The organism is Ereboglobus luteus (assembly GCF_003096195.1).
Taxonomy (GTDB): domain Bacteria; phylum Verrucomicrobiota; class Verrucomicrobiia; order Opitutales; family Opitutaceae; genus Ereboglobus; species Ereboglobus luteus.
In genome coordinates this window covers 968,303-988,638 of the sequence record NZ_CP023004.1, presented here as the reverse complement: position 1 = coordinate 988,638, position 20,336 = coordinate 968,303, and the positions used below count along the sequence as shown (strand labels likewise).

At 59.3% G+C, this 20,336-nt stretch carries 16 protein-coding genes; 5 read left to right on the top strand and 11 right to left on the bottom strand.

Features of this window, described 5'->3' with window-relative positions:
• The first annotated feature begins 131 nt into the window (after nucleotides 1-131).
• Together dnaB and bamA are read left to right on the top strand one after the other, a co-directional pair.
• Nucleotides 132-1,616, top strand: a complete 1,485-nt coding sequence (gene dnaB / locus CKA38_RS03630) for a replicative DNA helicase (RefSeq protein ID WP_108826393.1) — start codon at nucleotides 132-134, stop codon at nucleotides 1,614-1,616.
• On the top strand, nucleotides 1,585-4,014 hold the full coding sequence (bamA, locus tag CKA38_RS03625) for an outer membrane protein assembly factor BamA (RefSeq protein ID WP_236919138.1): 2,430 nt from the start codon (nucleotides 1,585-1,587) through the stop codon (nucleotides 4,012-4,014). The genes dnaB and bamA overlap by 32 nt, the downstream gene beginning before the upstream one ends.
• Before the next feature lie 178 nt (nucleotides 4,015-4,192).
• Here bamA and CKA38_RS03620 read toward each other — a convergent pair whose 3' ends face one another.
• The 5 genes from CKA38_RS03620 to CKA38_RS03600 form a co-directional block, all read right to left on the bottom strand.
• Complete coding sequence (locus CKA38_RS03620) at nucleotides 4,193-5,044, bottom strand: histidine phosphatase family protein (RefSeq protein WP_108824270.1); 852 nt, start codon at nucleotides 5,042-5,044, stop codon at nucleotides 4,193-4,195.
• Between the two features lie 270 nt (nucleotides 5,045-5,314).
• The gene (locus tag CKA38_RS03615; protein WP_108824269.1) at nucleotides 5,315-6,580 is read right to left on the bottom strand and encodes a metallophosphoesterase; all 1,266 of its coding nucleotides are present in this window, start codon (nucleotides 6,578-6,580) and stop codon (nucleotides 5,315-5,317) included.
• A gap of 89 nt (nucleotides 6,581-6,669) precedes the next feature.
• Entirely contained in the window at nucleotides 6,670-7,089 is a 420-nt protein-coding gene (locus CKA38_RS03610; protein ID WP_108824268.1) for a phosphoribosyltransferase, read from the bottom strand.
• Between the two features lie 57 nt (nucleotides 7,090-7,146).
• Entirely contained in the window at nucleotides 7,147-7,668 is a 522-nt protein-coding gene (locus tag CKA38_RS03605) for a hypothetical protein (protein ID WP_152032653.1), read from the bottom strand.
• 175 nt (nucleotides 7,669-7,843) lie between these two features.
• Complete coding sequence (locus CKA38_RS03600; RefSeq protein WP_152032652.1) at nucleotides 7,844-8,368, bottom strand: hypothetical protein; 525 nt, start codon at nucleotides 8,366-8,368, stop codon at nucleotides 7,844-7,846.
• Nucleotides 8,369-8,496: 128 nt separating this feature from the next.
• On the opposite strand from CKA38_RS03600, the gene CKA38_RS03595 reads away from it, so the two are divergent.
• The 3 genes from CKA38_RS03595 to dprA all read left to right on the top strand — a co-directional run bounded on the left by CKA38_RS03595 (nucleotide 8,497) and on the right by dprA (nucleotide 13,715).
• Nucleotides 8,497-10,983, top strand: a complete 2,487-nt coding sequence (locus tag CKA38_RS03595; protein ID WP_108824265.1) for a penicillin acylase family protein — start codon at nucleotides 8,497-8,499, stop codon at nucleotides 10,981-10,983.
• 81 nt (nucleotides 10,984-11,064) lie between these two features.
• Nucleotides 11,065-12,573, top strand: a complete 1,509-nt coding sequence (locus CKA38_RS03590) for an NAD(P)H-hydrate dehydratase (RefSeq protein ID WP_236919137.1) — start codon at nucleotides 11,065-11,067, stop codon at nucleotides 12,571-12,573.
• Nucleotides 12,570-13,715: a DNA-processing protein DprA gene (dprA, locus tag CKA38_RS03585; RefSeq protein ID WP_108824264.1), complete on the top strand. Its 1,146-nt coding sequence runs from the start codon at nucleotides 12,570-12,572 to the stop codon at nucleotides 13,713-13,715. The genes CKA38_RS03590 and dprA overlap by 4 nt, the downstream gene beginning before the upstream one ends.
• Nucleotides 13,716-13,865: 150 nt before the next feature.
• Here the strand turns inward: dprA and CKA38_RS03580 are convergent, their stop codons facing one another.
• The 6 genes from CKA38_RS03580 to CKA38_RS03555 all read right to left on the bottom strand — a co-directional run bounded on the left by CKA38_RS03580 (nucleotide 13,866) and on the right by CKA38_RS03555 (nucleotide 20,234).
• Nucleotides 13,866-14,246, bottom strand: a complete 381-nt coding sequence (locus tag CKA38_RS03580) for a PLD nuclease N-terminal domain-containing protein (RefSeq protein ID WP_161554707.1) — start codon at nucleotides 14,244-14,246, stop codon at nucleotides 13,866-13,868.
• A gap of 266 nt (nucleotides 14,247-14,512) precedes the next feature.
• Nucleotides 14,513-14,995, bottom strand: a complete 483-nt coding sequence (locus tag CKA38_RS03575) for a hypothetical protein (RefSeq protein ID WP_108824262.1) — start codon at nucleotides 14,993-14,995, stop codon at nucleotides 14,513-14,515.
• A 265-nt stretch (nucleotides 14,996-15,260) separates the two neighbouring features.
• Complete coding sequence (locus CKA38_RS03570; RefSeq protein ID WP_108824261.1) at nucleotides 15,261-17,489, bottom strand: sodium-translocating pyrophosphatase; 2,229 nt, start codon at nucleotides 17,487-17,489, stop codon at nucleotides 15,261-15,263.
• Nucleotides 17,490-17,644: 155 nt separating this feature from the next.
• Nucleotides 17,645-18,424, bottom strand: a complete 780-nt coding sequence (locus CKA38_RS03565) for a hypothetical protein (RefSeq protein ID WP_108824260.1) — start codon at nucleotides 18,422-18,424, stop codon at nucleotides 17,645-17,647.
• Nucleotides 18,425-18,620: 196 nt separating this feature from the next.
• Complete coding sequence (locus tag CKA38_RS03560) at nucleotides 18,621-19,421, bottom strand: M48 family metallopeptidase (protein WP_108824259.1); 801 nt, start codon at nucleotides 19,419-19,421, stop codon at nucleotides 18,621-18,623.
• 18 nt (nucleotides 19,422-19,439) lie between these two features.
• Nucleotides 19,440-20,234, bottom strand: coding sequence for an RluA family pseudouridine synthase (locus tag CKA38_RS03555; RefSeq protein WP_108824258.1), 795 nt, complete (start codon nucleotides 20,232-20,234; stop codon nucleotides 19,440-19,442).
• Nucleotides 20,235-20,336: the final 102 nt, after the last annotated feature.

The following is a 20,336-nucleotide window of genomic DNA, read 5'->3' as shown; positions in this document are numbered from 1 at the left end:
CCCGCCTCCCCGACGTCCGCCGTTTCGGTTGCTGCTGTGAACAGTTTTGCGAATAATTTTTTCGCGGTTTTATGATTGCCGCATTGCGTTTCGGCGAACGTCGGTTTGGCTCAATTCTTTGTTGCTCAAACATGGCTGACGATTCCGCATCCGCATCCGACCTGAATGCCGCCCCCGAGGGCGCGTCTCGTCGTGCGCGCGGTTCGCGGAAGACGGCTGCTGCGGGCGCGTCCGCGGGGCTCACCACAGGTCGCGTCCAGCCGCACAGCCTTGAGGCGGAGGAATACCTTCTTTCCTGCTGTTTGATCGACGGAAACGACACCGTTGCCCGCTGTCTCGAGGGCAAGATTACCGCCAAGTCTTTTTACGCCCCGGCAAACCAGGTCATCTTCGACCGGCTCGTCGAGATGTATAACAACGGCGTGGCCATTGAGGGCGGCACGCTTGCCGAGGAACTCAAAACCAACCGCCAGCTTGAGGAGGTTGGCGGGTATGCGTATCTCACCCAGATCAGCGGACGCATTCCAACCGTCGCGCAGGCTCCTTATTTTATCGAAAAAGTCCGCGAGCTTTACCTGCTTCGCGAGCTCATCAAGGTGGCGGCCAATGCCATCGAGGCGTGCTACACGCACGCCGGTCCGCTTGAGTCGTTTATCGACAATGTGGAGAAGGATATTTTTGCCGTTACACAGGATCGCATTTCCGACGCGGCGCAGCAGATGTCCGGCCCCACGCGCTCGGCGATGGAACTCATCACCAAGATGGCGGGGCACAAGGGCGGGCTCACGGGTATATCCTCCGGGTTGTCCTCGCTCGACAAATTTACCTACGGCTTCCAACCGCAGGAAATGATCATCCTCGCGGCGCGCCCCTCGATGGGCAAAACCTCGCTGGCGCTCAATTTCGCCGAGGCCGCCGCGCTTCCGCCGCCGCGCAACGACAGGAAGAGCGTGGGCGTGCTCATTTTTTCGCTTGAAATGGGCTCCTCGCAACTCGCCCTGCGTCTTCTTTGCTCCCGCGCGCGCGTGGACACAAAAAAACTTCGCGACGGCCTCTACCCGCCCGGCGGCGAGGAGTTTTCCCAGCTTCATCAAACCGCCGACGAACTCAGCAAGGCGCCCATCTTCATCGACGATTCGAGCCAGCTCACCATCATGGAACTGCGCGCCAAGGCGCGCCGCCTCGCCGCCCGTCTCAAGGACACGCCGACGCCGCTCGGTTTTATCATGGTGGATTATTTGCAGCTTCTCAGTCCCACCGATTCGCGGGTGCCGCGCGAGCAGCAGGTCGCCGAGGCGTCGCGCGGGTTAAAATCGCTTGCGAAGGAACTAAATGTTCCCGTTCTTGTATTAAGTCAGCTTAATCGTGCCGCTGAAAAAGATGAACGCGTCCCCCGACTCTCCGACCTCCGTGAATCCGGCTCCATCGAACAGGATGCCGACGTTGTGCTCATGCTCTCCCGTCCCAAAACCGCGGACAAAACCTTCCAGGTTGCCGCGCCCGAGGCGGACTTAATTATTGCCAAGCAACGAAACGGGCCGGTAGGAGAAATCAAACTACGCTTTGTCAGTAACATTACACGCTTTGAAAACCATAGTAACCAACCCGAGCCTTAAACGGATCACGCGTCTTGTCGTCCTTGTCTCACTGCTCATCTCTCCATGGGCGGGCGTGCACGCGCAGCACATATCCGCGCCGGGGCTCGCCCCCACCGCACCGCAACCCTATCGCGTGGGCACCGTGACCGTCCGCTTTGTAGGCACGGCCAACATCAACGAGCAGCTCGTGCGCGCCAACATGCAGGTGCGCCCCGGCATCGAGCTCGACGAGACGATGATCGACAACGACATCCGCTCGCTTTACCGCACCGGGCTGTTTGAATTTATCGAGGTCAAGCGCGAGGTTCTGCCCACCCGCGTCATTAACATCATCGTCGAGGTCACTCCGAAATTCCGCATTCAGGAAATCCGTTTTGAGGGCAACAAAAACGTTAAGAGCCACACCCTCGAGAAGGAGACCAAGAGCCGCCAGAACATGTCCCTCGACGAACGGCAGGTGAAGGCCGACAGCGACAAAATTCGCGAATACTACCAGAAAAAAGGCTACAATCGCGTTTATGTGAGCTACGACATCGAGCGCGACCGCGGCACTGGTTACGGCACGGTCATTTTTAAAATCCGCGAGGGCAATCGCGTCAAAATCAAGGACATTCAGTTCACCGGCAACAACAGCATCAAATCCAAAACCCTTCGCGGTCAGTTGAAGGACACCAAGCGCTGGTGGATGTGGTCGTGGCTCACCGGCTCGGGCCGGTTCAAGGATGAGGAGTTTGAGGACGACCTCGACAAGCTTCGCGATTACTACCGCGAGCAAGGTTTCCTTGATATCGAAATTCCGGTCAGCAAGGTCACTTATGCCTATCCTACGGAAAACAGGCTTGTTGTCACCATCGCCGTGGAGGAGGGCCGCCAGTATCGCATCGGCGACATCACTTTCTCCGGCAACAAGCTCTATCCCACGCCGCTTTTCCAGCTTCTTATCCAGCAGCGTCCCGGCATGGTCTTCACCCCGTCGAAACTCGACCAGGACGTTGAGACAATTCAGGACTTCTACGGCAAGGACGGCTACCTTGAAACCTACGTCCGCATGATTCGCAAACCGAACATTGCCACCGGCAACATCGACGTCGAATATCAGATCAACGAGAGCGAACAATACTTTGTCGAATCCATCAAAATCGAGGGCAACACCAAGACCAAGGGCATCGTGATTATCCGCGAACTCAATCTCGGCCCCGGCGAGGTTTTCGACATGATACGCATGAAGCGCAGCAAAATGCGTCTCGACAACACCCGCTTCTTCGAGGACGCCAATCTTTCCCCCGAAACCACCAACATTCCCGGACGCCGCAATCTCAAGATCGCAGTTCAGGAGGGCCGCACGGGAAATCTCCAGTTCGGCGCCGGTTTCAGCTCGCTCGAAAAAGCCGTCGTTTTCGCCGAGCTCAGCCAGTCGAACTTCGACCTCTTCAACCGCAAATCCTTCTGGCAGGGCGCGGGCCAGAAATTCCGCATCCGCCTCCAGCTTGGTTCCAGCTCGTCGGAGGCCACCATCAATTTCGAGGAGCCGTGGTTCCTGCAAAAAGAACTCCATCTAGGCTTTACTCTCTATCGCACCAGCCAGAATTACGATAACTCGTATTACGATGACGTGCGCCTCGGCGGTCAGGTCTCGCTTCGCAAGCGGCTCTTCGAGCTTTTCGAAGGAATGATCTCCTACACCTACGAAGAAGCCGAATACAAGGACATCGAGTCCGGTTACGAACAATACTTCACCCGTATCAATAAGGATGGAACCGATTACGTCCGCAACGCGGATGGCTCCGTAAAAATATTCGATAACGACCGCATCTCCCGCATTGGCTTTCAGCTCCTTCGCGACACCCGCAACAAGATTATCAACACTACCGATGGCGGGCGCATTGAGCTCACCTACCACATCGCCGGCGGTCCTCTTGGCGGCACGATGGATTATTACGCGCTCGAATTCCGCGGCTCTCAATTTTTCCCCATATTCCGCGCGCAGGAACAATCCCTCGGCGTGTTCCTTCGCGCCGGCGTGGTTGAGGGCTTCGGCGATACGCCGCAAGTCCAATACGCCCAACGCTTCTTCTTGGGCGGACCTTATTCGCTGCGCGGCTTTGAGAATCGTGATGTCGGCCCGAAGGACTCAAATGGCTCAAGCATGGGCGGAAACACCTATGGCATGTTGAGTGTTGAGTATTCTTTCGACATCGTGAGTCCCGTCCGATTCGCGTTTTTCTACGACGCCGGTTTCGTGAATGAAAAGTCCTACGATTTTAATCCGTCCAGCTACAACGACAACTTCGGTTTCGGCCTTCGCCTCTTTGTTGCCGGCGCGCCGCTCAGTCTCGACTTCGGCATTCCGCTGACAACCGACAAGTGGAACCACAACGGCAACCAGTTCAACTTCTCGTTCGGAACCCGTTTCTAATAACATCAGCGCTCGTTGGTGTTGGGACTTTGGTAGGGCGTGCTCGCCGAGCGCGCCAAGAAATTACGAGAGGCAAACACGGCGGATGCCGCTTGCATTCGGCAACGACATTTCGAGCGCACGCGACAGCTTGGCAATCGCCCTGTCAAAAACGACACGGCGATTTATAAGGATGCGACTATTTGCCGAGGGGTTTGTCGTTCAGAATTTTTAGCTGAAAGTTTCCGTCGGGCTGCTGCTCGATCATCCAGATGCTGATGTTTGGGGGATGCGGAATTTCTTTCGGGCGGTCTGCTTCGTTGAGAAAAATGCTCAGAAGCGCCTTGCCGTTGTTGCCGTGGCCCGAGAGGAGGATGGACTTGTCCTCGCCTTTTTTGCCGCCGAAACGTTCCTTCACGAGCGCGACAACAGCCTCCAACGAGGCCTTCGTGTCGGCGGCGCGTTGTTCATTGCCGTTTTTCTTCGGCGAGTTGAAGAGGCGCGCGCCCTCCGGATTTTGGCGAAGTGTGAAGAATGGCTTTTCGTTGTCCGGCAGTTTGATTGCCTCGCCGCAGAGATAATTTTTGTTGGGCGCGGGGAGGTTGTCCTTAAAAAACAGCGGAATGATCGCGCCGTTGAACTCGGCGAGTTCGGGCCAAATCTCGGCGGTCTGCTTTGTTTCGCGCAGGTATTGAAGAATGGTCTGGCGGCAGCGCCAGACGGGGCTGCACGCGATGGAATCGAATTGGTGGGCCTTGAGTTTTTGCGCGGCTTCGCCGACCTGCTTTGCGCCCTTGGGTGTGAATTGCTTCGAGTCGCCGACATAGGCGGGCCACTGGTCTTTCGGTATGCCACTTTTTTCGAATTTCTTTTTCACGTTGTGGCCGCATTCAATGTGGCGGATGTAATAGACCCTCAGTCCGGCGGCGTCGCAAACCGCGGCGAGCACCAGCCATGCGGCGGCCAGGCACGCAAAGCGGAGGATTCGTTTGGGGCCGCGGTTTTCGGAAGCGGGTGCGGTTGGGTTTTTTGCAAGCAGGGGATTTGTCATAAGGAAAGTGCTCGGGGAAGACGATGCGACGTTGCCAAGACGTTCGAGGTCGATGGCAGGTTCAAACCATGACGCCAGTGCCTGTGCGGACGGTGTCTGTCGCTTGAAGTTTTTTTACGGTATCAATATCGGGTCAATATACCAATGATGCCGATGGGCGTTGGTATGATGCCCGCGGATTGCTCAAGCACACATGAATACAATCATTCTGATTATATTCATGTGTGTATATTCGGGCGATCCGCGGTTGTTCAATACGCGGGGACATCCTCACGCAACCTTGGTCAGCGGCTCGAACTCCAGGTCGTTGAGCGAAACGCCGTCGTGCATTCGGATCACGCTTACCTTGAGCTTGCCGGCGTCGGCGTGGCCGCGGATGACGGTTGCGCGTTTTGGTTGCGGGCCGCCGCCGGTGATCTGCGTGTAGGGGAATTCCTTGGTTGGCTGCAACAATGCGTGACGATGCGTGTGGCCGGAAATGATGATTTGAGCGCCCCATTTGACCAAGGCGCCTTGCCACGCGAGCCGCCCGCGCAGGCTGTAGCGGTCGAAGCCCTTGCCCTCGTAATCCTGCGGGCTTTCGTCGGTCCAGCGCAGCGGGATGTGGCAGAAAACCACGCGGTAGGGCGCGTCGCGCATTTCGGGACGGCGGATGACTTCCTCCAGCCACGCGGCTTGCTCGCGAATGATCGGCTCGAAGGCGGCGCCTCCCCGGTAGCTGCGGTGATTGTCGGGTTTGTCCTCTCCGGTGTCCAATGCGATGGCGGCGATCGGACCCGAGCGAAACGCATAGAAGGGACGGTTGCCGTTGGGATATTCCACGTAGTCTGACATTCTGCCGGCCCAGAGTCCGCGCACGTCGTGATTGCCGCGCGTGCCCAAAATCGGCGGACCCTCGGCGAGGTCAACGCCCTGGGGGCAGACATACAGCCCGGGCAGGAGCGCGCGGTCGTTGACGTTGTTGCTCATGTCTCCGTTCCAAATCATGAAGTCGTCATCGGCGCGACGAGCGGTGTGAAGCGCGCGAATGGTTTCGTTGTGATCATGCGTGTCGTTCCAAACGGAAAACTGTGTTTTGCGCGCGTTGGGAGCGAGTGTCTTGGTCGTGTAGATTTGCGAGCGGGTTTCCGGCACGGGTTCCCGCAGCACGGGTTTCTGGCTGCCAATGTAGGGAAACGCGGGCTTGGTCACGACGCGCCAGTAATAACGGGTGCCCGGTTTCAGGTTGCGAACTTTGATTTTGACCACGGTGTCGTCGTGCTGGACGAAGCCGAACGAATCGCCCTTGGCCGTGGATCCCAGCTTTTCCGTCTCGCCATACTCAAGCCACACAAGGGCGTCGGCTGCGAGCGGGACAGTAACGGTAAAGCTATCCGGCGTCGGCGCAAAGACTGCCGGCGTTCCTTTGACAAGCGCGTCGGGGGCGGCGGACGGGGTTACTGTTCCGGGGGCGGGGGCGGTTTGGGCGGAAATCTTGCCAGCAACCGCAAGAGCTCCGGAAATTCCGATTGTTTGAATGAATTGACGACGATGCATGAGGGATAAATTTTCTAACAAGGAAAACGTCGGCTTCAAGCGCAAGTAATCAACCGTTCTCCATTATATTCATGTTTTTATGTGAATTATTATTCAGTTTGCGGGTATGTTTTCCACGGCCACATCACGCAACCGTTGATGTCGCTAATCAGTGCAAAATCAACTTTCCCCTTCATTACAAACGGCAGCACTTCGATGGTTTCCGGCAGAAGCGCCCGCGCCGCGCGCCATGATTTTCCGCTTACCCATACATCGTCCACGAGCAGCACGCGTTTCCACGCGCCCAAGTCCGGCGCGCTTCCGAGTAACACCGGCTCCGCGTGGCGCGGCTCGTTTTTTTCGTCGCGGTAATTGAGCGCGATCACACGCATGCCGACGCCCAGTTGGTGCGCCGCGAGCGCCGCCGGCACCACTCCGCCCGAGGCGATTCCCACCACGCCGTCAATTCCCCCGGGAAACTGCCACGCGCGTAAACGCGCGGAAATCATTTCAAATGCAAGCGGTGTCATGAGTCGGATTGTTGGAGTTTGATTATTGAATTTGGAATTCCTCGCGAACGCGGGCAACTAGGCCGCGGCCTCCGGCCCGTGGCCTCCGCCGCCCGCGCCATTGCTTCCGATCCATCCGCGCACCAATGCGAAGTTGATCGCCGCGAGCACGACCAATCCCGGTGCGCCCCGCGAAACGGATCTCGCGAAAAATTCTGTCGCCACGCCCATGTTGCCGAAAATCTCCACGCCCGCGGCGATCAGCGCGCACGAGCACACCTTTGCCACCACATACGCCAGCGGCGCCAGCAGCCAGAATGCCCGCCCGCGCGGATTGCGCAGCACCAGCCACGAAAACACAACAAACACCGCCACCTCAAACGTCAGCACCGTGTTGATGCGCAGCTCGGGAAAATTTGTCAGGAAATTATTCACGACCGGGCCGAATACTGCCACGAGCAAACCCGGCCAGATTCCGTAAAGATACACCGCCACGAACGCAGCCCAAAACATCGGCAGCAGAAACGCCCCCAGCGACATCCCGCCGCCCCAGGGCGCCATGTGCACGATGACCGGCATCGCCAGCGCCAGTGCGAGCACGAGCGAATTTGCGCGCACCCCAACTCCTCGCACGGCGTGTCCTCCCGCGATTGCCCGCGGGCGCGGACCGGAAATAATCGGGACGCCATTTGACATAAGGCGCGACAGTATGCGTTTTGTGGCCCGTTCGTAAAGTCGAAGCTGCGCAATGCGAGAACGCCGTTCCCGCGCGGTTTTATTTTTTCGCCTGCAATTCGGCCAGGCGCGCCTTTGCTTTTTTGAGGCGGGCTTCCAGTTTTTCGACATTGTCCTTCACCTGCGCGTAATGGTCGCGCAGGGGCGCCTTGGCCGCGTCGCTGCCCGGCCCGTTTAGGCGCTCCTCGATTTTTTGCATGTTGGCGCGTTGAAGTTCGATCTCCTTGGCTACGGCACCGGCCTCGGTGTCGTAGCCGAGAAGCAGCACTTCGCCGAATGTTTTGCCGTTGATGTATTCGCACAATTTCCACGCGACCGGATCGACGCCCGACGCCTCCTTGCGCAGCATGATGCCGAGGCGGATTTCCTTCACGCATTCCTCAAACTCACGCATTTCCGCCGCGGGGATTTTTTGCCCGGCTTTCGCCGTCCATTCCTTGAATGCGTCGGGAGAGGCCGCGGTGATGGGCGCGGTGCGCGGATCGGCGGGTTCGGAGCACGCCGCGAGAAACAGGCAGGCAAGGGCAATCAGGGAAAAAACAAGGGAGTGGCGATATGTTTTCATGGCGGTAAAAAGCTGCGCCATTTATCCAAATTCTGTCCCGCGATGCAAGACCGCGCTTCGCCTCTTTTCCCCGTGCGTTTTACTCGCACTGGAGTCCGGGACTGGTTTGGATCAACGTGATTTTTCCTATGCCCGACCCAACTGTCACAACACTTCGCGATGTTCGGAAGCGCCGCCAGCGCCAGTATGCGCGCGCTGTTTTTGCTGCGCTTGGTGCCTTCGTAGTCATCGCCATCGTTTTTGCGTGGCGCTTTCACCAGCGCATGAAGGCGAGCCTGCCGCAACTCGACGGCACGGTCGTGGTTGCCGGCCTTTCCGCCGACGTGACCGTCGAGCGCGACGCGCTCGGAGTGCCGACGATCAAGGCGGTCACACGCACTGATGCCGCGCGCGCGCTGGGCTTTCTTCACGCGCAGGATCGTTTTTTTCAGATGGACCTCGCGCGCCGCCGCGCCGCGGGCGAGCTCTCGGAATTGTTTGGCGATAAAACATTGGCCGCCGACAAATCCGCGCGCGTTCACGGCCTGCGCGCCGTAGCGCAAAAATCGCTCGCGCTGCTTCCCGTTTCGCAACGCGCGCTTCTCGACGCTTACGCCGAGGGCGTGAACACCGGGCTCGCGCAACTTCGCGAGCGGCCTTTCGAATACTTGGTGTTGCGCGGGGTGCCGTGTCCGTGGCTGCCCGAGGACAGCATCCTGGTCATTCATGCGATGGCGTTTGACATGCAGCATCCCGAGGCGACGCATGAGCGCTCGCTCGGCATTATCCGCGATTGGTATGACAACAAAGTGCTGGTTTATTTCGCGCCGGTTATCGCGCCCAATGATTCCGCGATCGACCGCACCACCGCGCCGCTCGCCCCGATTCCCGGTCCGCAATCAATCAACCTTCGCGCGGGCATTGCATTGGGTAGGGCGAACCCATCGGGTGAGCCGCAAGCATCTCCGGCTCAGCCGGCGGCTTCGCCCTACCGGCGCCATGCGGCGGCCTCGCCCGTTTATGCCGAGGGTTCGAACAGCATGGCAGTCGGACGCGCGCGGGGCGGCATGATCGAAAACGACATGCACCTTTCGCTTCGCGCGCCCAACACATGGTATCGCGTTTCGATGATGTGGAAACATGTGGTAACCGTCACCGGCGTCACACTCCCCGGCGCGCCCGTTTTTGTGGCCGGAAGCAACGGCAGCATCGCATGGGGTTTCACGAATTCCTATGCGGACACAAGCGATGTGATCGTGCTCACGCCCGATATCGCCGGCAAAAGTTTCTACTACACCGACAGGGACATCATCCAAACCGAAACGCGCACGGAAAACATCAATGTGCGCGGATGGAAAAACCCGGCGGTTCACTATGTTGAAAGCAGCATTTGGGGCCCGGTTATCGGTGAAAACCGGAAAGGGCAAAAGCTCGCGCTGAAATGGGTGTTTCACGATCCCGCCGCCGCCAACTACGGCCTCGTCGATCTGGAAACCGCAACCACGGTTCGCGACGCCATCCGCATCGCCAACCGCGCGGGAATTCCCGCGCAAAACATGCTCGTCGCCGATGTCGCCGGCGAGATCGGCTGGACGATTTGCGGACGGCTTCCGGATCGTTTCGGCTACGACGGGCGCATTCCCGCAACCTGGTCTTTTGGCGATCGCGGCTGGCGCGGTTTGCTGTCGCCCCAAAAAATGCCGTCCATCATTCGCGGCCCGGGCGAACATATTTCGACGGCGAACCAGCGGCTTTTCGGCGGCGACACGCTCGCGCTTTTCGGAGACGGCGGTTACAGCCCCGGCGAACGCGGCGCGCGCATCCAGAGCCTCCTTGGACGCCTCGATGAAAATGCCGCGCCGCGCGATCTCCTCGCCATCGCGCTCGACGAGGGCGCGCCGCATCTCGCCCGCTGGCACACGCTCCTGCGCGACACGCTTGCCGCGACAAAAAACAAAAAACTCGCGAGCCTTCGCGCCGCCGCCGGAGAAACTTGGGGCGATGAAACCCCGGGCGCGCGCGCCGCCGCGGATTCAGCCGCCTATGCGATCGTGAGCCGCTTCCGCGGGCATGTCATCGCCCGCGTTCTCGACCCCATTTTTTATCCGTGCGCCTATTCGTATCCAGATTTCAACTACAATCATCTCCGCGCCGAGGAGCCGGTTTGGAATCTTCTTCAAAAACAGCCGATGCACCTGCTTGATCCCGAATACGCCGCGTGGACCGACTTGCTGCTCGCCGCCGCCGAGGATGCGCGCCGCGATCTTTCCGCCGCCGGTTTTTCAAATCCCGCCGATGCGCGCTGGGGCGCGTTTAATGTTTCGCGCATCAAGCATCCGCTTGGCGACGGTCTCATGGGCGCGCTGGGGCATTGCCTCAACTTGAACATGCCCGCGCAGGAATTGCCGGGGGACCTTGGCGTGCCCCGCGTGCAGGCTCCGTCATTCGGCGCGTCAATGCGCTTCGCGGTTTCGCCAGGGAGGGAGGACGAGGGCATTTTTCACATGCCATGCGGCCAGAGCGGGCATCCGCATTCGCCCTACTACAAGGCCGGTCATGAGGCGTGGGCGCGCGGCGAACCCACGCCGTTCCTGCCGGGGTCGGCCGAGCACACGCTGATTTTAAAGGCGAAATAGAGACGGTGGGTTTCTTGCCGTCGCCTTGCCAAACGCGCTTGGCAGTTCGCGCTTTGCCGTGCATGATCTCGTGTGCTGAAAATGAACACGCCCCACGACATGCTTGAACCCGGCGCCGCGCATCCCGTGCTCACGATTGACGAGGCGAGGCAGTTCGAGGCCGCGTTGTTTGGCGGGGACGAGACGCGTGAATGGCCCGCGATGCAACGCGCCGGTCGCGCAATCGCCGATGCCGTGCTGCGTGATTATCGCGAGCTGGGCGCATTTCCCGAAAACGCGCGCGTGCTTGTTCTCGCGGGCAAGGGGCACAACGGCGGGGATGCGTTGATTGCGGCGCGGCACATTTTGGAAAAACATCCGCGCGCAAAGGCGGCGGTGTGTTTTGTTTTTGGCGAGCAGTCGCTGCGTCCGCTGGCATGGCGCGCTCACAGGGAGCTTGCGCAAGCCGCGCCGGAGCGGGTGGCGGTATTCGACGCGGCGGCGGTGCAAAAAGACGGCGCGGGTTTTGATTTATGCCTCGATGGAATTTTCGGTTTTCAATTTCGCCCGTCGGTGGATGAGCGTGTCGCACAGTTGATCGACTCGGTGAACGCGCTGCCGGTTTGTTTGCGCGCGGCGGTTGACATGCCGAGCGGTTCATTTCGGGCGGATTTCACTTATGCGACGGGGATTGTGAAAACACCGGTGCTGGAAAATCCAAACAGCGGACGGGTGCGCTATCTGGATTTGGGATTTTTCAGCGGCAGCCCGTGTCGCGACACCGCAACACTTACGCCGGCGGCTCTCGCGCCTCTTCGCGCGCTTCGTTCCTCGCACACCGACAAGCGCGATTATGGGCACCTCTTCATCGTTGGAGGCTCGCGCAAATATCCGGGCGCGGTTTTGATGAGCGTGCAGGCGGCGCTTCGCAGCGGCGCGGGGCTTGTCACCGCGTTTGTGCCCGAATCGCTCGCGCCTGTGTTTGCCGCGCAAGTGCCGGAGGCGATTTGGCACGGCATGGCCGAATCGCCCGGGGGCGGTTTGGCGCTTGAGGATTTGCCGGTGTTTCGCGAGCGGGTTTCCGAAAAAACATCCGGCACCGCGAACGCGACGGCGCTTGTTATCGGCCCCGGGTTGTCGCGTGACCGCGAATCGTTCGCGCTGGTGACAGAAATTTTGCGCATCAATGAAAACATTCCCGTCGTGCTCGATGCCGACGCGTTGCAGTCGGATATTATCGCGTCCGGCAAGGCACCGCGGATTCTCACGCCGCACGCGGGCGAGTATCAACGCGTCGAAGCGGCGATTCCGGACGGCGCGGTGGTTGTGCGCAAGGGGCCTCTTACGCTGATCGAGCATTCGGGGAGAAAATACATTTCCCCGTTTGGCGGTCCTGTGCTCGCGCGCGGGGGCAGCGGCGATTTGCTTGCGGGAATGATTGGCGGACTGCTCGCGCAGGCTCCGGGAGCGTTGTTGCATGCCGCGTGCCGCGGCACGGTGTGGCATGGCATGGCGGCGGATTGCCTGGCGCGCGCGCATGGACAGCACGCGGTGCGAACAACGCAGTTGCTGGATTTCCTGCCCGAAGTTTTGCGCGGGGTTTCCCAATGAACCTCACCGGGCAACAGGCGTTTCTTGTTCTCAACGGACTGCCAAATATCGGACCTGTTTCTTGCACGCGATTACTGGCGGAGTTCGGCGGCGATCCGCGCGCGATTTTGTCGGCGGGCGCGCAGCGGCTGGAGCGCGTCAAGGGCGTCGGCCCCGCGATGAGCGCGAGCATTGTCAACTGGCGGGAGAATTTCGATCTGGCGCGCGAGGAGGATCGCATGGCGAAAAGCGGCGCGGTTTTTGTGACAAAATCGGATGCGGGCTACCCGAGGCTGCTGCGCGAGATTTACGATCCACCGATCGGCTTGTATCGAAAAGGTGAATACACAATCGACCGCCCCTGCATTGCGATTGTCGGGACGCGGCACACCACGCTTTACGGACAGGCGACGGCGAAAAAACTGGCGTCCGAGCTGGCGCGCCTGGGCTTTTGCATTGTGAGCGGGCTGGCGCGCGGAATCGACACGGCGGCGCACGAGGGCGCGCTGCTTGTCGGCGGCAGGACGGTCGCGGTGCTCGGCACGGGAATCGACATTATTTATCCGCCGGAAAACTTGGATGTCTATCGCCGCATCGAGGCGGAGGGCGCGGTCTTTTCGGAGTTCCCCTTCGGGCGGCGCGCGGACAGGCAGAGTTTTGCCATGCGCAACCGCATCGTGGCGGGGATGTGCGAGGGCGTGATCGTGGTCGAGTCCGACAAGGCGGGCGGGTCGATGATCACGGCGAAATTCGCCGGCGAGCAAGGGAGGCAGGTGTTCGCCGTGCCGGGGCGTGTCGACCAGCCGTCGAGCGCGGGATGCCACCAGCTGATTCGCGACGGCGCGACGCTTGTCACCTGCGTGGACGATGTGCTTTCGGAGTTGAATTACTTGGAGGGGCTGCAGCCGCATGCGATTTTGCCGAAGGCGGGTGACGCGGCCGGGGCGGCAAACGCCGGCGTGGCCGCGTCAGAACTTGCGAGGCTATCCGCGGACGAGGCCGCGGTGATGGCGTGTTTTGCCGGAGGCGCGATGCCGACGATTGATGTGATTGCCGCGCAGACAAAAAAGCCGGCTGGCGCGCTGTCCGCCACATTGATGATGCTGGAACTAAAGCGCCTTATTGTAAAACGCGCCGACGGTTCGTTCGAGGCGCGGGGATAATTTGAATGCCAAATGCGGCGGTTTCGGCGAAACCGCCCTACCATTGGCGCTGCATATATAATAAATATTAATTGCGATTAGTATTATAATAAAAATCAACACAAACAGGAGTGTTCGTGTAGGTTTATTTAAAATTATAAAACGCCCTTTTCAAATTGGCAGCGGTTTGTCGTCCTCGGAGGTGTCGGGTTTGTCTTTGGGCGGTTCAAATGGCGATTTTGTGGAATAGCGGGGAATATGAGAGGGCGGTGGAGGGCTGCAATATTTGTCATGCGGCTTGAGGTGTTTTGTTTGGGGCGAAACAGTCGGAGCCAATGTTACCGGAATATAGGATGTTTCAAAGTCAGGGCGATTTTTCCAATAAAGCACCGTGCCAAAAAATGGAAGAAACAGGATCGCGATCACGAAGGGCCATTTTTTGCGCGTGGAGTCTGTCGCGATGCAGTGGGCGAGCGTATAAATTGTGGTTATGATATATGCTGCCACAAACACATAAAGAAGCCACGAGTGTCGGCTTGTTTCATCGATCATATTGAAATGTGCCTGTGCAAACATGTTTAATGCGTGATTATATGGAAGTCCGTTTCAGCTCTGCACTGAGTTAGACTTTAATCTCGCGCCAATGGATGCAAAATGAAAACCCGCGTTGAGTTTTTCATATATTATAAACAAAACACGCCCGCGGGTATCCCGTGCGAAACAGGTTTCGTGTAATATATGCCGGGCGGATTCGCGCGCCAACATTCTCTCGCCGCCAAATTATGGCGCGCAGGTGGAGTGTGGAGCCGCTCGATGGCTCACGCGGTTCTCAGGTCGTCGTCCGCGCGCGGTGGAGTTTCCGATTTTTCGAGCGACTTTTCGACAGCGGTTCCAAAGGGTGACTTTGTGGGAAAGGGCGGCTTTGATTGCGCGGCGAATTCAAAGGGAGGCATCGTGGAATAGCGCGGAGGGTGGCTTGGTGCCGGGGGGCTTGAGTATTTGTCGGGCGCCCTTGGGATCGGCGGGCGCGTGTTGCTGGAGGGGGTCTCAGCATCCGTTTCGGAGAGCGCATCCACGCGGTTTTTCCAGTAAAGAACGGTGCCCAGAAAGGGGATGAGTGTTATTCCGGCCAAGTAGAGTTTTTTCCCTCGCATTTTTTTTACGCTGGCGCAGTGAAAAAGCGTGTAGGCGGCGGCGACAATGTAAGCCGATATGAACAGGCAAAGCAGCAATGTGACAGCGGCTTCGCTTGATGCGTGCGAGTATGCGTAGGGGTAGGGGATGCTGGCTTGACTTGTCATGATCTCAGAACAGTGCGTTTGGATATTTTGCTTTGGCGCAATGGGTAACGTGTCCTTTGGTGATAAGATGTCAGATGGTTTGGCTTGCTGAAAAATGTTCCGGCTGGTTGTGAATAATTTGGTTTCTTATGATACAAAATGATAACGGGCAAGAGTTTTTGTGGCGCGGACGGCACGGGCTTTATTTGTGAAACTTAAAAATAAAACGCCGCATCAGTTCGTGGATGCGGCGTGTGAAAACCGGGGCCGGTGATGCCGCTGGGTTTTAGAATAGCGTAAAGGCGATGTTCACGCCGGCGGTGACGATCGAGACCATGCTCATGAGCTTGATGAGGATATTCAGGCTGGGGCCGGAGGTGTCCTTGAAGGGATCGCCGACGGTGTCGCCGATGACGGCGGCCTTGTGCGCGATCGAGCCTTTGCCGCCGAGGTGGCCTTCCTCGATGTATTTCTTGGCGTTGTCCCACGCGCCGCCGGAGTTGGCCATGAAGATGGCGAGGACGAAGCCGCCGGCGAGGCCGCCGCCGAGCAATCCGAACACGCCGGGCACGCCGAAGAGCAGGCCGGTGGCGATGGGCACCACGACCGCGAGCATCGAGGGGATGATCATTTCGCGTTGCGCGCCGGCGGTGGAGATTTCCACGCAGCGGGCGTAATCGGGCATGTCCTTGCCTTCAAGGATGCCGGGTTTTTCGCGGAACTGGCGGCGCACTTCCTCAACCATGCGCGAGGCGGCGCGACCGACGGCGTTCATTGTCAGGCCGCAGAAGAGAAACGCCATCATGGCGCCGATGAAGAGGCCGACGATGACTTTCGGATTCATGAGATGGACCTCAAAAATGGTCATGAATTCTGGAATGTTTGCCTTTAGGATTTTGGCGGACTCAACCGCGTGCCCGGCGATCTCAATGGTCTCCACTTGCAGGTGATCGACCGCGATTTTGAGTTCTTCGACATAGGAGGCAAGGAGCGCGAGCGCGGTGAGGGCGGCGGAGCCGATTGCGAAGCCCTTGCCGGTGGCTGCGGTGGTGTTGCCAAGCGAGTCGAGCGCGTCGGTGCGTTTGCGCACCTCGGGCCCGAGGCCGGACATCTCGGCGTTGCCGCCGGCGTTGTCGGCGATGGGGCCGTAGGCGTCGGTGGCGAGCGTGATGCCGAGCGTGGAGAGCATGCCGACTGCGGCGATACCGATGCCGTAAAGTCCCATCGACATGGACTCGGGTGTGAATTTCCACGATCCGGACGCGAAGCAGTAGGCGAGGATGGTGCCGACGACGACGGTGATGACGGGGATGGCTGTCGAGAGCATGCCGACGCCGAGCCCGGAGATGATGACGGTGGCGGGGCCGGTGGTGGCGTTTTGCGCGATGTGCTTGGTGGGTTTGTATTCTTGCGAGGTGTAGTATTCTGTCGTCTTGCCGATGAGGATGCCGGCGATCAGGCCGGTGACAATCGCGCCCCAGATGCCCCAGTGGTTGGGGATTTCGAGGAGGTAGAGAACGACCCACGAGAGGATGACAATGAGAAGGGAGCTGAAGTTGACGCCGCGGCTGAGCGCGTCGAGGAGGTTGCGTTGCGAGGCACCTTCCTTGGTGCGCACGACAAAGATGCCGAGGATGGAAAGGATGGTGCCGACTGCGGCGATGATCATGGGGGCGATGACGGCCTTGTAGGCGGTGCCGTCGGCAACGGCGGCGGGATTGCCCGCGAAGGCGGCGGCGCCGAGCGCGGCGGTGGCGAGGATGGAGCCGGCGTAGGACTCGTAGAGGTCGGCGCCCATGCCGGCGACGTCGCCGACGTTGTCACCGACGTTGTCGGCGATGGTGGCGGGATTGCGCGGGTCGTCCTCGGGGATGCCCGCCTCGACTTTGCCGACGAGGTCGGCGCCGACGTCGGCCGCCTTGGTGAAGATGCCGCCGCCGACGCGTGCGAAGAGCGCTTGCAGCGACGCGCCCATGCCGAAGGTCAGCATGGTGGTGGTGATGATGGTGAGCTTGTGCCCTTGGTCGGGATCATCGATGAAGTGGTTGAGCACGAGGAACCACACGGCGATGTCGAGAAGCGCGAGGCCGACGACAACAAGCCCCATGACGGCGCCGGAGCGAAACGCGAGGCGAAGCCCGGAGTTGAGCGACTGGCTGGCGGCGTGCGCGACGCGCGAGGAGGCGTAGGTGGCCGTCTTCATGCCGAAGAAACCGGCGAGGCCCGAGAAGAAACCGCCCGTGATGAAGGCGAAGGGCACCCAGCCGTTTTGCAGTCCGAAGCCGTAGGCGAGGATCGCAAAGGTGATGGTCAGAATGATAAAGAAAATGCCGACGATTTTGTATTGCTGTTTCAGATACGCCATTGCGCCGGCGCGCACATGGGAGGCGATTTCCGCCATTCGCGAAGTGCCCTCCGGCGCGCTTTTCATGCGCATATAAAACCACGCGGCAAAGCCGAGTGCGAGAATTGAGGCCAGTGGCGTGAGCCAGAATATGGGGGACTGTGTTATCATTGTTGTTTAAGAAAAAATGGAGTGCGGCTTGCGGAAGTTGTTGATCTTTAAATGAGGATATAGCTATGGCGTGAGGGTTTGGTTTTTGCGCATGCACGTGTCCGCGTGGGCGGTGCACATGGTTGTCATGCGCTCATTATGGGTGTGTTCTGAAATCAGCCGCCGAAGACATTTTGCGCCGAACGCCACCAGTCGAGGTGGGTGGTTTCGAGCTCGTCGATCGCGGGAAGCGGGTAATGCTTGATGTCGTTTTGCTGGCCCACGTAGTAGCCGTTGCGAATGGTGCGGTAGAGGACGGCATCGCTGACATTGCGAATGAAAACCTTGGTGGGTTTTGCCGGCTTGAAGGTAAACTCGCGCAGGCAGTCGCGCAGGTGGTCAATGTTCGGATAAGGCAGGTTGCCAAGGCCGGTGGCCTCGGGGTTCTTGGCGAGGTTGCCAAGTTTGAGTTCCGCAAAAATGAGCTTGGGCACACTGACGGGCTGCGCGGGGTCGGTGAGGTGCGCGCCGAAACGCGCCGGTCCGTAAATGCTGACAACGCGGGGCTGCGCGGGGCAATATTCCTGGTAAAGATGAAAACGGTCCTCGGTTTCTGGGGGAATATCGTTTTTCGCTTTCAGCGAAAGCACCATGCCGCTTGCCGTGGCGAGGTGCAGGTCGCCGATGGCGCCAAAGGGAATGTGCTCAAGGACACGATAGATGGCGAGGTAAGTTGACTTGCGCGGGGCGCCGTCGGGGTGGGGGACGCATCGCTTGGCGATGTCCTGCATGGGGAGCGCGTCGGTGCGCCATTCGGGATCGATTTCGAAAAACTGTGCCTGTCCGCTGGAATTGCGATTCGGTCCGACGGCGATGTAGTTGCCGAATTCGGCGGGGGGCAGATGCGATGCAACGAGGGATTCCGGGGCGAGCGTGAAATACAGGTATGTTTTCATAAAGTTAAGAAAGTTGTTTCAGGAAAAACTAGAGCCCAGTGTCGCATAAAGTAATACAGATTGCCTAGTGCCGCTGCGTGCATTTTGGCGCGAACTGCGCGGGTTTTGCGGTTTGGGGGATTCAAGCAGCTTGTTCAGGACAAGGCACAAGCGCAGCGTCGCCGCCGCCGCCGGGGCGTGTTTTGACAATATTGTCTTACAGTCCGAGCAGGCCGCCGTTTTGTTTGATCCAGCGCTCGGCGTCCTGCCACCACGGGCAGACCTCGGCGACCCGCGCCCAGAAGCGCGCGGAGTGGTTCATTTCGCGCAGGTGCATGAGTTCGTGGTAAATAATATAGTCGCGCACAAAAATCGGGGCCTGCACGAGACGCCAGTTGAGCGAGATAATGCCGTCGGCCGTGCACGAACCCCAACGGGTGCGTTGATTGCGCACGGTGACCCGGGTGACGGGCACGCGCGTCTCGGCGGCGAGCTCCCATGTGCGCGCGGGGAGCTCCACTTTGGCAATGCGCAAAAAATGAGCCTCAAGCGTGGGGCGCAGGTCGGACGTGAGGCTTGCAACGCGAAAGGTGTCGGGTGCGCCTGAATTGTTTGCGTCAAGCGCGACGGCGGGGCGCTCGGCGGCGGATCCGGGGGCGACGCGAATGGCGGTCATTTCGCCGCGCCAGAGAATTCGCGTGCCGACGCCCCAGGTTGTTGCCGCGCGGGGCTTCTTCTCCTGGCGCGCCCGGGCGCGGGCAAGCCAGTCCGCGTGGTCTGCCGCGAAACGCCGCGCTTCGCGTTCGCTGCCGCGCGATGGAATCGTGACAACCGCGGAGCCGTCGCGCCTGAGCGTGAGCCGGTAATGGCGCGCGCGAGGGCTGCGCACATAGACGATTTCGGACGACACGTCCGTGTCACCAAAAGAAGAGGGCGCTGGTCCGTCGGGCGGCGATTTGTGCACACCGGACGCGGGTGTGAACAGGCCGAACAAATCGAGTTGAATTTCAGGAGGCATCTTCGGGTGCGGTGTGCGTCAGTGTTTTTCGCGTCCTGGAAATTTGCGCAGATATTTGAGCGCGACTTTGAAGTCGTTGGGGGTTTCGCAATGAATCGTAACCGGCTCGCGGGTGAGCGGGTGCGTGATCGTGAGTTCGCTTGCGTGCAGGGCGAGGCGCGCGATGAGGGGTTTTTCATCGGCGCGACCTTTGTAGCCGCGCTTCAAGTTTGAGAGAAGAAGCAGCTCCGTGGTGTCGCCATAAAAAGGGTCGTTCAGGCAGGGCGCGCCGGCGGCTGCGAGATGCACGCGGATTTGATGCGTGCGGCCTGTGATGGGGCGGCACTCGTAAAGCACATAACGCCCGAAATGCTCCAGCGCGGTGAACTCGGTGAGGCTGGGTTTGCCGCCGCGCTTGCGAAACACGCGCATGCGACCCGGGTTCGAATTGTCATGGTCGAGGCCGGTTTCGACGGTGAAGTTTTCCGGCAGGATCCCTCCGGTGGTGCGCGGCACGATGGGCGAGGGGAACTTCATCGCGCGTTCGGGCGGCAAAAGGACGGTGAGCGCGAGGTATTTTTTGCGAACGGTTTTGGACTGAAACTGTCCGCTCACAAAATCGAGCGCGGGTTTTGTTTTTGTGCAAAGCACGATGCCGCTCGTGTCGGCGTCGAGCCGGTGGACATTCGCGACAGTGTGGCCAAATTTATCATGAACGAGTCCCATCAAATTTTCGCGCGTCTTGTCCCAGCGATCAGGCGCGATGAGCAGGCCTGATGGCTTGTCAAAAGCGATCAGCGCGTCGTCTTCGTAAATGATGGGAGGCAGCGGCACGGTGCGAAAATTAGGAATTAGAAGGTAAGAATTAAAAAGTAATAACTGGACTCAAGACATTGCGACCGATGAGTCGCATAATAACACATCGTGGGTGACGAG